Genomic DNA, 10,652 nt, shown 5'->3' on the forward strand with positions numbered 1-10,652 from the left:
AAAACTGAAGAACCGTTTTGCATGTTCCTTTTCCTGGTTTGCTGTTTCCTCGAAAATATCTGCAATCTGAACGAATCCCTCTTTCCGGGCAACACCTGCGAAATAGGTGTAGCGGGTGCGGGCCTGAGATTCACCAGCAAATGCTTTTAGAAGATTCTTTTCGGTTTCTGTACCTTTGATTGAAGCCATTATTTCCCTTTCGTTTGGTGATATTGATTTAATTATTGAATTATGTTTTATATAAATGTGAATAAATGACAGAATTACTGTCAATTAGAAAATTAAAGGTGGTACTGTAAGACTGTAAGAAAAAGGACTGCGAGATTAAGTAATTATTGAGAAATTATTGTATCTGCCGTTAAGTTACGAATTCTTATCCGGGGTGTATCTTCTTATAATCCGATAAAATCCGGGATTAAAACACCAGGTGCTCAAGTAATATCTTTATTGCAATACCGATAAGCATTATCCCACCCAATGCCTCGAACCTTTTTCCGCAAATATCACCGACTTTTTTTCCGAAGTATACTCCTGCAAGAGAGATGAAAAAAGTGATAATTCCTATTATTATTGCAGGTTTGAAGATAGCAACTCTCAGGAGTGAGATTGAAATTCCCACTGCCGCTGCATCGATACTTGTCGCTAATGCCAGGACAGGGAGGAGAGTATAGCAGAAGGGATCGGTCTTTTTCCCGGAATCATCGCACCTGCCGCATGCTTCATAGATCATCTTTGCGCCTATTACTGTAAGGAGTATGAAGGCAATCCAGTGATCAAGTCTTTGAATGTAATCTGCTGCGTAATATCCAATACTCCATCCTGCCAGCGGCATTATCGCCTGAAAAGCCCCAAAAAAAAGTGCCATTCGCAGTGCATATCGCAGGCGCATCTTTGCCATCCCGATACCGCTGCTTATCGACACCGCAAATGCATCCATAGAGAGTGCGATTGCTATCAATGTGGTAGTAATTATCGACATAGGAACAAGAGTATAAATGATTTGATACGATAAGACAAAGGCTTTATTAAGAGCAATAGAATTCTTTTTCTCTCTTTTTATCTTTTCTAAATCATGTCAATCCGCTAACCAGGTAAATCATCATCAGTTTTGAATAAACTTGTAATTATTTTTTACTGTTATTTATTTTTAAACTCTTTTTCATTTTCATTTTCATCTTTTCAGGAGGAACGATGCGGCGGTTTTTTACATCAGAAAGCGTATCTCAAGGGCACCCGGACAAGGTCTGTGATCAGATTTCAGATGCCGTCCTCGATGCTATGCTGGCTCAGGACCCGGATTCAAGGGTGGCTTGCGAGACTCTGGTTACAACCGGACTTGTAGTGGTTGCCGGTGAAATTACCAGTAAAGCTGTTGTTGACCTTCAAGATGTAGTCCGCAAAACAATAACTGAAATCGGGTACACCGATTCTGCTCTTGGCTTTGATGCCAATAGCTGCGGTGTGATGATTTCCATTCATCAGCAGTCTCCTGATATCTCTCAAGGTGTCACAGAAGGACAGGGACTCTATTCCGAACAGGGTGCAGGCGATCAGGGTATAATGTTTGGCTATGCCTGTAACGAAACCCCAACCTATATGCCGCTTGCGATCCACTACGCTCATCGCCTGATGGAAGCACTTACTGAGGCTCGCGAAAAGAAACTTATCCCTTACCTCCGTCCTGATGCAAAATCACAGGTCACTGTCGAATATGATGACCTCAAACCGGTCAGAGTTGATACAGTAGTTATCTCCACACAGCATGCGCCGGAAGCTACTCATGAGCAGATCACTAAGGATATGGTCGAAAAAATCATAAAGGAAGTGATTCCTGCGGAGATGCTTGATTCCAATACGGTCTATCACATCAACCCTACCGGCCGTTTTGTTATCGGCGGACCTCACGGAGATTCAGGTGTGACAGGACGCAAGATTATCGTTGACACATACGGAGGTTATGGAGCGCATGGAGGAGGGGCTTTTTCCGGAAAAGATCCTTCAAAGGTCGACAGAAGCGCTGCTTATGCTGCACGCTGGGTAGCAAAGAACATTGTGGCTGCCGGACTGGCAACTCATTGCGAGATACAGTTTTCCTATGCTATCGGTGTTGCAAAACCGATCTCTATTCATGTTGACACTTATGGAACCGGAAAAATCTCTGAACTGAGGATATGTGAGATTATCCAGAAGCTCTTCGATCTGCGTCCGGCAAGAATTATCGAGAGACTCGATCTGAAGAGACCCATCTACCGCGAAACTGCGAGAAACGGTCACTTCGGACGTGAATTTCCCCAGTTTACCTGGGAAAAAACCGACATGGTAGATGCAATACGTAAAGAGGCAGGTCTCTGATAAACAGGTCAACAGGGACAGGTGCCCTGGCAGTGAATCGGCTGTAACAAAGATGTTCAGCGTATCGATGCAGATACCCATTATCGCAGACTGCGAAATGGGTATTTTTTTTAAGGTATAAAATGCAATTTTAAATAATCTGGGAATCGAAAGAGTATTCCTAACCGGAGTAAAAATGTTTAAAATCCTGAAAAAAGAGCAGCTTTCGGAACAGGTTTGGCGGCAGAGGATTGCGGCGCCGCGTATTGCCAGAAAAAGAAAAGCTGGACAGTTTATTATCCTGAGGCCAAATGCTGACACTGAGCGAATTCCTCTGACTATTGCCAGTGCAAATCCTGATGAAGGATGGATAGAAATAGTTTTCCAGGTAGCGGGAAGGACCACTTCAGTTCTGTCAGGTTTTGATGCAGGGGACAGTATTCTGGATCTGGCCGGACCACTGGGGAGGCCGACTCATATAGAGAAATTCGGAAAGTGCCTCTGTATCGGCGGGGGAGTGGGAGTAGCCCCACTTTATCCAATTATCTGTGCCTTGAAAGACGCGGGTAATGAGGTGGTTTCGATTATCGGTGCCCGTTCCAGGGATCTTGTCATTCTCGAAAATGAAGTAAATGCTGTTTCTGACAGGACACTGGTCACAACAGATGATGGATCGTATGGCCGCAAGGGATTTGTTTCTGATGTGTTCAACGATTTGGTTGCTAAGGGTGAGAAGTTCGATATGGCAATTGTGATCGGGCCTGTCATTATGATGAAAGTGACTTCATCGCTTACTGTCGCTGCAGGTATCAAAACATTCGTGTCACTTAACCCTATTATGATTGATGGAACAGGAATGTGCGGTGGATGCAGGGTGACAGTGGGAGGACAGATTAAGTTTGCCTGTGTGGATGGGCCGGAGTTTGATGCCTCCATGCTTGACTGGAAAGAACTGATTAACCGGCTTGGCAGTTACAGGGATTTTGAATCCAGAGCCAGGGAAAAACATGAATGCAGATTGGAAGGTGTTCAGGCATGACTGAAAATCAGAAAAACGGAGATGGCAAGTTTCAGCGCACACCAATGAGGGAGCGGGATCCTGCTGTTCGCAGCAGGAATTTTCTTGAAGTGCCTTATGGTTACTCTGAAGAAGAGGCTGTCAGAGAGGCAAAACGCTGCATTCAGTGTAAAAAACCGCTCTGTGTTGAGGGATGCCCTGTAAATGTAAAGATACCGGAATTCCTGAAACTGATCTCAGAAGGCAGATTCGCCGAAGCAGCAGCCAAGATAAAGGAAACAAATGCCCTGCCTGCCATTTGCGGTAGAGTTTGTCCGCAGGAAGACCAGTGTGAGAAAAGATGTATTCTGGGTAAAAAAGGTGCACCGATTTGCATCGGGAATCTGGAGAGATTCGCGGCTGACTGGGAGCGGCAGCATGGAAAGATAAGAATCCCGGAGATAAAACCTCCAAATGGCAAAAGAGTGGCAATTGTGGGATCCGGGCCGGCCGGGTTGACCTGCGCTGGTGAACTTGTCAAGGAAGGATTCGATGTCACTGTGTTTGAGGCGCTTCATGAAGCCGGAGGTGTTCTCACTTACGGAATCCCGGAATTCAGACTTCCTAAAGAGATCGTGAAGCAGGAGGTCAGTTATCTGGAAAAACTCGGTGTCAAAATCGAAAAAAATTCTGTAATTGGGAAAACAATTAATGTAGATGAATTGCTTGGTGAAGAAAACTTTGATGCTGTCTTCATCGGTTCAGGAGCAGGCCTGCCCTCATTTATGAATATAAAAGGGGAAAACCTGATAGGTGTATACTCTGCAAATGAGTATCTGACCAGAAGCAATCTGATGAAAGCATATCTGGAAGATTCACCTACACCGATCATGAGAGGCAGAAACGTAGTGACTGTTGGTGGCGGAAACGTCGCTATGGATGCCGCCAGAACCGCTCTGCGTCTTGGTGCTGAGAAATCGATCATTGTGTACAGACGCAGTGAACAGGAAATGCCGGCAAGGGAAGCGGAAATTCATCATGCAAAACAGGAAGGAATAATTTTCAATTACCTTTGCAACCCTGTTGAAATCCTGGATGACAGCAATGGTTTTGTGCAGGCGGTTCGTTGTATACGCATGGAGCTTGGCGAGCCAGACTCCTCGGGAAGACGCCGCCCCATTCCTGTACAGGGAAGCGAGTTTGATATTCCATGTGATGTAGTAATTATTGCTATTGGAAACTCTCCTAATCCGTTGATATCTATGTCTACTCCTGATATAAAGATCTCTAAACGGGGTACAATTGAGGCAGATGAAAAAGACGGGCGTACATCGAAAAAATTCGTTTACGCAGGGGGAGATATCGTTACAGGTGCCGCAACTGTCATCCTTGCTATGGGGGCTGGAAAAGTTGCAGCCAGAAGCATTATGGAAGATCTGCTTGTACCTGTTGATCAGCAGAAATTCTCCTGAGGGTCTGCAGTTCAGGTTTTTTTAATGAATCCGGATAACCAGTCTGCCTGGTTCGGGAAGTCTCCGGAACTGATGGAAGTTTTTCCACTTCTTTTCCGGCAGCTTCTTCCCTGAGATCTATTTTCTGGGAAAAAAAGGGGAGCAGGTCTTTCAGAGTTATCACTCCTGCAAGATCTCCGTTATCTATTACCAGAAGTCTTCCTGTGGAATTTTTGCACATTCTGTCTATCGCTTGTACGACATCGGCAGAAGAGGAGATGGAATTGGTTTCATCACAAATATCTGCTGCATCAGCAACAGTAAGACTACTCCATGAGTCCTCTGGTATCTTCCTTATTTTTTCGGAAGTGATGCAGCCCAGAATCTGATTTGAGGAAGTGACCGGGAAAATCCCGGAATGGTATCTGTAAAGATAAGATGCAACAAACTGGTCTATTGGTAGCTGTGAAGGTACAGTGACCGGGTTCAATCTCATGAATTGCGAGACCTTTTCCCCCTCAAGATTGTCTCTGAGTGAAAACTGTTTCCTTGACAACACAATTCCCTCTCTAAGTACGGCTCCGGTAAGTATCCACCAGATCCCAAATGGCAATGAACCTTTGTAAACGACCACAGTTCCACCTGCAATCAGAATAATTGCAAGAAAATGTCCGCTTATTCTTGAAATATTCGAAACAGTCTGATTGTTCTTTGTATACATTAGAAGTGCAGATTTAAGAATTACGGCTCCATCAAGAGGGGAAGCAGGAATAAGGTTTATTCCCGCGATTATGATATTGATGGTCGCAAGATGATCAAGAATAAAAAGAAATGGACCAGGCCAGTTCTGATGCAATCCGATCAGGAATAAACAATACCACAGGCATGCAGTGATTATGCTTGACAGGGGGCCTGAGAGTGCCGGAATAAGTGCTTTGCCGGCATCGAAGCTTCTCTTTTCGTCTGAAATCCCTCCAAAGGGCAACAGGATTCGTATTCCTGGAGAGATGCCATATCTGTATTCGGCCAGGATATGTCCGCTTTCATGCAGGATCAAAGAGAGCAGAAGACCTGCAACTCCAGCAATTCCCCACAAAATAGATGTGTCAGAGGGGAGAACCGAGACGTAGAAGGGGAGGGCGTCTTTCCTGAATGACCAGACAATCAGAAAGATGATAATCACCCAGCTTTCATGAATTCGGAGGAAACGGAATGAATTCAGAACCGGGTTACTCGCCTTCATCTCCTCGTTTTCCTCAACTGGAGATTGTATTCTCCTGAAGCTTCTTTCTGATTCTTATTTCTGGACCGGAGTAGGAAGAAAATTTCGTTCTCTCCATTGTGAATTTTGAGTAACCGGCAGATATATCCTGAATAAAATCTTTGGATAGCTTAGAGAGAGTAACAAGGAGTTTTTTTGTTTTGTCGTCTTCTTCCAGAGCAGCCAGACTGATATAGAGGCTAAGATCTTTTTCGGCTCTGCTGTTTGCAAATCTCAGTATAGCCTCCGGAGTGCTGTTTATAAGATCTACACTCTTATATTCATCAGAAATGCTGATATTGTTGTAATCGTTGAATGAAATAGGTTTTTCACGATTGTTGGTAGCGAGCATTTCCAGTACAACGTGCTGAACTCGTTTTTTCCCTGCCAGGTAGTACAGGAAAAGTTTGTTTTTGGAATCTTTACAAATCTTTGCCTGGGATTCATAGAGGAGTGCGGTTTCGATTATGCGATGAAGAGCGAATTTCAGGAAATCGATATAGCGCTCATTATTCATGATTGGAACTCCATAATTTACTGGTTTCTGGTAAATGGAATTGTGAATCGTAAAGGCTCCAGGAAATGGTGAACCTTTAAAGACAACAAATATTGTGCCAAGAGGAAAACAGAGATTCACTGCAGGAGAACTCCTGCAGTGAGAAAGTGTGCTTCCCAAAATGAGAAAGTATTTCTAAAATGAGAACTTATGCTGGGGCCTGTTGCTGTTGCTGGATTTTATCGAGTTTACGATACAGAGAGGAAAGAGAGATCCCCAGTGCGCTGCTCGTCTCGTATTTATCGCCGCTGAAATGTTTCAGTGCAAGCATTATATGGTTTCTCTCAATCTCTTCGAGATTCCATGTGTAGGTGAACTCTTTCTGCCCAGGAGTGCTTGTTTTCTCAAGTCCGGGGAAATGAGCAACCGAGAGAGGTTCGTTCTGGGCCAGAAGAAGTCCGCGTTCCAGCATGTTCCTGAGTTCTCTTATATTTCCTGGCCAGGGATAATTGATCAGGGTTTCAATCACCTTGTTGTCCAAGGGGAATTTGTCATAAGAGTAGCTGACCAGAATGTGTTTTATCAGCCCCGGCAAATCCTCTTTTCTCTCCCGCAGTGGCGGAAGGTTAATGGGGAAGATGCAGATACGATAATAGAGATCTTTTCTGAAACTGCCGTTTACTGATGCTTCGGTAAGGTTGCGGTTTGTGGCACAGATAAGCCGGAAATCGGATGTGCGCACCTTGTTTTCGCCGATCCTGCGATAGGACTTCTCCTCAATTGTTTTCAGAAGCTGAGCCTGTACCTCAAGATCCATGTCCCCGATTTCATCGAGAAACAATGTTCCACCGTCAACAACCTCGATGAGTCCGGGACGATCTTTTATAGCTGAGGTGAATGCTCCTTTAGCATGCCCGAAAAGCTCACTTCTGAGCAGTTCGCCCTTGAGACTCGAACAGTTTACTTCTACGAAAGCCTCGTTTTTACGGGCACTGTGATCGTGTATCCAGCGGGCAAGAATCCCTTTTCCGGTACCGGTCTCCCCATGAAGCAACACAACTGTGTTGTTCATCGCGGCAACATTGGCATATTGAATGATTTTCTCAATTACAGGGCTGTTGCCAAAAAACGGTTCCGCTTTCTGTGGGGCAAGACGCTGATAAATGGAGTCTCTTCTGCGGAGTTCCTCTACCTCCAGACTCTTTTTAATGCTTATTACCAGATCATCCATGTTTACCGGCTTGGTGAGGAAATTGTGGGCGCCATATTTCATGGCTTTAACCGCTGTTGGGATATCGCTCAGCCCGGTTATTACAATGATTGCAAGATTCTCGTATGTACTGTGAAGCTCTCCTATCCACTCTATGGCATTGCCATCCGGAAGCTTCAAATCCAGGAGAATTGCATCAAAGTGCTCAGATGATATCAATGATTTTGCGTCTTTAAGGCACTTTGCAGTCTCTATAGAAAAACCACCTTTTGTCAGATACCTGGTGTAGCCAAAAAGTGTGGCTTCCTCATCATCCACAATGAGTAATCTGGGTGTTTTCATTTTTTCTCTCCGATTTGTTTGGAAGATGAGACTTATTTAATCCTTAAAAAATTTAAACGCATTCAAAATAGTTTCTGTACTCCAAGGCTTTCATTAAAAAAAATTAGGAAGCAAAAACAGTGACCATTTTTTCCCTCCTGCAAACAACTATACACATGATAAAATGCCCGATACCCGGACTAATAGGAATTTCCCTGCATGAACCATACCAGTATTTTTTCCTCAAAAAAGACTACCTCCTCCTCTTTATCCCTTCTCGGGCAGTTGTTATTTTTTCAGGCTCTTGAATATTTCATGAATGAGGTGAAAAGATGAGTCTTAAAACTGCCTGGCATCGAACTCACACTTGCGGTGAACTGACTGCAAAAAATGACGGTGAGACGGTAATTCTTAATGGATGGGTACACAACTGGCGTAATCATGGTGGAATAATATTTATCGACCTGAGAGACAAACAGGGGATTACACAGGTCGTTTTCAGCCCTGAATCAGATGCGAATCTGGCCGAAGATGCCTCTCAGCTAAGGCATGAATATGTAATAGCAGTGATGGGAACCGTAAGGAAACGCCCCGGTAATATGGCAAATCCACATATGGTCACCGGAGAGATAGAAGTCGTCGCAAAAGAACTGGAGGTGTTCAATACCTCCGCCACACCGCCATTACATATTAATGATCCTGACATCTCGGAGTCAGAGGAACACAGATTTCGCTACCGTTATCTTGACCTCCGTCGTCCATCTCTGCAGAAAAATATCCTCTTCAGGCACAAGGTCACCGAAGAGGTACGCAAATACATGTGGAGCATGGGTTTTACGGAAATAGAAACACCAATACTAATGAAAAGTACCCCTGAGGGAGCGAGGGATTTCCTTGTGCCAAGCCGCCTTAACAAGGGAAAGTTTTACGCGCTTCCTCAGTCCCCGCAAACCTATAAACAGATTCTGATGGTTTCCGGATTTGACAGGTACTTTCAGATAGCGAGATGTTTCAGGGATGAGGATCTGCGGGCTGACCGTCAGCCGGAATTCACTCAGATAGACGCGGAGTTATCATTTGTCGATGAGAACGATATCTACTCTATTTTCGAAACGCTTATGGCAACTCTTTTCAGAAACTGCCTGGGGAGGGAGATCCCTCAGCCGTTTCCCAGCATGACCTATCAGACAGCTTTCCGTACCTATGGATGTGACAAACCGGATATCAGATTTGGCCTGCCGATAAAGGATGTCACCTCGATCTTTTCTGGATCGGGGTTTAAGGTCTTCAGTTCTGTTATTGAAAGCAAAGGTTTCATTGCTGCTTTAGCTGCCAGCGGTTTCGCCGACTTGACACGCCGAAATATTGACGATCTTACGGCTCTTGTCACCAGATTCGGTGCAAAAGGGCTCGTGTGGCTGCGCATTACAGATGAGGGGGTGGAAGGCCCCTCGAAAAAATTCCTTTCTGAAAATGAAATTGCTTCACTTACGGAAGAAACCGGGGCTAAAGCAGGAGATATGGTGTTTATTGTAGCCGCCCCGGAGAAAATCTGCTTTACATCACTGGGACAATTGCGGCTTGAACTTGCCAGGATGAGAAATCTTACATCTAAAGATGACTTTCGCTTCCTGTGGGTGAATCATTTTCCTCTGTTCGAATTCAGTGAGGAGGAGCAGCGTTATACATCTGTACATCATCCATTCACCGCTCCTCTGGAAAGTGACATAAACCTTCTTGATACACCAGAATTCTATAAAGCCCGTTCGCGTGCATACGATCTGGTGCTTAACGGCTTCGAACTGGGTGGTGGAAGTATTCGAATACACCGCAGGGAGGTTCAGCAGAGGATATTTAATCTTCTGGGAATCAGCACAGAGGAAGCTGAAAACAAGTTCGGGTTTCTTCTTAAAGCTTTGACATTCGGTGCTCCTCCTCATGGGGGAATAGCATTTGGTCTGGACCGTCTGGTGATGGTGATGCTTGGCTTGGACAGCATCAGAGACACTATTCCTTTTCCTAAAACAACCGCCGGCATCTCTTTGATGGACAATGCTCCTGATACTGTTGCTCAGAAACAGCTAAGAGAGCTGGGTATCTGGCTTGAGGAGGAAAAGGGGTGATGTCTGCCGGGAGTCGGAAACAGGGGTAAAGGGAGGGTTATCCATGCCTATTTTCCTTGACTTGCCAATTACTTAGAAACTATTATATAAAAACTACTTGAACTGGAATACTACTTTCCGAAAAATAAACAGGAGGTTTCAATGTCTGTTGTACGTACTCTTTCCCGTGTGCTTCTGATTGGTTCTATGGTGTTATGGGGGTTGAGCGGATGTACGAAAAAGCCGAACACAGAAGAAACGGGGAAGCTGGAAGAAGCAAGATCAGCCGCTGAGAGCGCCGAAAGAAAACTCTCTGAACTTCGTCAGGAAAGAATAGCCCTTGAGCAGCAGCTTCAGGGAAAACAAAAAGAGCTTGATGGTCAGAAGGAAGAGCTTAACAGCCTGAATGCAGACTCCGAGGGAGCTACCGAGTAACCAAAGGTGCAGGCGGTCCTGAGAGCAGTAATTGACAAGGCACCACTT

At 44.8% G+C, this 10,652-nt stretch carries 10 protein-coding genes; 5 read left to right on the forward strand and 5 right to left on the reverse strand.

Annotation, left to right across the window (positions count from 1 at the left end; translation table 11 throughout):
* Together GX089_00080 and GX089_00085 are read right to left on the reverse strand one after the other, a co-directional pair.
* The coding region (locus GX089_00080; GenBank protein ID NLP00869.1) for a rubrerythrin family protein at positions 1-189 on the reverse strand (189 nt) is incomplete at its 3' end.
* A 226-nt stretch (positions 190-415) separates the two neighbouring features.
* Positions 416-979, reverse strand: a complete 564-nt coding sequence (locus GX089_00085; protein ID NLP00870.1) for a manganese efflux pump — start codon at positions 977-979, stop codon at positions 416-418.
* Between the two features lie 212 nt (positions 980-1,191).
* On the opposite strand from GX089_00085, the gene GX089_00090 reads away from it, so the two are divergent.
* From GX089_00090 to gltA, 3 genes are all read left to right on the forward strand, one after another.
* The gene (locus tag GX089_00090) at positions 1,192-2,352 is read left to right on the forward strand and encodes a methionine adenosyltransferase (protein NLP00871.1); all 1,161 of its coding nucleotides are present in this window, start codon (positions 1,192-1,194) and stop codon (positions 2,350-2,352) included.
* 175 nt (positions 2,353-2,527) lie between these two features.
* Positions 2,528-3,370: a sulfide/dihydroorotate dehydrogenase-like FAD/NAD-binding protein gene (locus GX089_00095; GenBank protein NLP00872.1), complete on the forward strand. Its 843-nt coding sequence runs from the start codon at positions 2,528-2,530 to the stop codon at positions 3,368-3,370.
* Complete coding sequence (gltA, locus tag GX089_00100) at positions 3,367-4,800, forward strand: NADPH-dependent glutamate synthase (GenBank protein NLP00873.1); 1,434 nt, start codon at positions 3,367-3,369, stop codon at positions 4,798-4,800. Before GX089_00095 ends, gltA begins: the two co-directional genes overlap by 4 nt.
* Here gltA and GX089_00105 read toward each other — a convergent pair.
* The 3 genes from GX089_00105 to GX089_00115 all read right to left on the reverse strand — a co-directional run bounded on the left by GX089_00105 (position 4,754) and on the right by GX089_00115 (position 8,088).
* Positions 4,754-6,022, reverse strand: coding sequence for a CBS domain-containing protein (locus GX089_00105; GenBank protein ID NLP00874.1), 1,269 nt, complete (start codon positions 6,020-6,022; stop codon positions 4,754-4,756). The two genes, gltA and GX089_00105, sit on opposite strands and share 47 nt — an antisense overlap.
* Positions 6,023-6,035: 13 nt before the next feature.
* Entirely contained in the window at positions 6,036-6,677 is a 642-nt protein-coding gene (locus GX089_00110) for a hypothetical protein (GenBank protein NLP00875.1), read from the reverse strand.
* 67 nt (positions 6,678-6,744) lie between these two features.
* Positions 6,745-8,088: a sigma-54-dependent Fis family transcriptional regulator gene (locus tag GX089_00115; GenBank protein NLP00876.1), complete on the reverse strand. Its 1,344-nt coding sequence runs from the start codon at positions 8,086-8,088 to the stop codon at positions 6,745-6,747.
* A 311-nt stretch (positions 8,089-8,399) separates the two neighbouring features.
* Here GX089_00115 and aspS point away from each other — a divergent pair, with 311 nt between their 5' ends.
* Positions 8,400-10,190 carry an aspartate--tRNA ligase gene (aspS, locus tag GX089_00120; protein ID NLP00877.1) on the forward strand — a complete coding sequence of 597 codons (1,791 nt, stop codon included), beginning with the start codon at positions 8,400-8,402 and terminating at the stop codon, positions 10,188-10,190.
* A gap of 141 nt (positions 10,191-10,331) precedes the next feature.
* On the forward strand, positions 10,332-10,604 hold the full coding sequence (locus tag GX089_00125) for a hypothetical protein (protein ID NLP00878.1): 273 nt from the start codon (positions 10,332-10,334) through the stop codon (positions 10,602-10,604).
* Positions 10,605-10,652 lie beyond the last annotated feature (48 nt).

It is taken from the genome of Fibrobacter sp., assembly GCA_012523595.1.
Lineage (GTDB): Bacteria > Fibrobacterota > Chitinivibrionia > Chitinivibrionales > Chitinispirillaceae > JAAYIG01.

What these genes read in the sequence shown, in the direction of transcription:
- gltA (NLP00873.1), top strand. Translation starts at nt 3,367, where the DNA reads ATGACTGAAAATCAGAAAAACGGAGATGGCAAGTTTCAGCGCACACCA.
- GX089_00090 (NLP00871.1), top strand. Translation starts at nt 1,192, where the DNA reads ATGCGGCGGTTTTTTACATCAGAAAGCGTATCTCAAGGGCACCCGGAC.
- GX089_00115 (NLP00876.1), bottom strand. Translation starts at nt 8,088, where the DNA reads ATGAAAACACCCAGATTACTCATTGTGGATGATGAGGAAGCCACACTT.
- GX089_00085 (NLP00870.1), bottom strand. Translation starts at nt 979, where the DNA reads ATGTCGATAATTACTACCACATTGATAGCAATCGCACTCTCTATGGAT.
- GX089_00105 (NLP00874.1), bottom strand. Translation starts at nt 6,022, where the DNA reads ATGAAGGCGAGTAACCCGGTTCTGAATTCATTCCGTTTCCTCCGAATT.
- GX089_00095 (NLP00872.1), top strand. Translation starts at nt 2,528, where the DNA reads ATGTTTAAAATCCTGAAAAAAGAGCAGCTTTCGGAACAGGTTTGGCGG.
- aspS (NLP00877.1), top strand. Translation starts at nt 8,400, where the DNA reads ATGAGTCTTAAAACTGCCTGGCATCGAACTCACACTTGCGGTGAACTG.
- GX089_00125 (NLP00878.1), top strand. Translation starts at nt 10,332, where the DNA reads ATGTCTGTTGTACGTACTCTTTCCCGTGTGCTTCTGATTGGTTCTATG.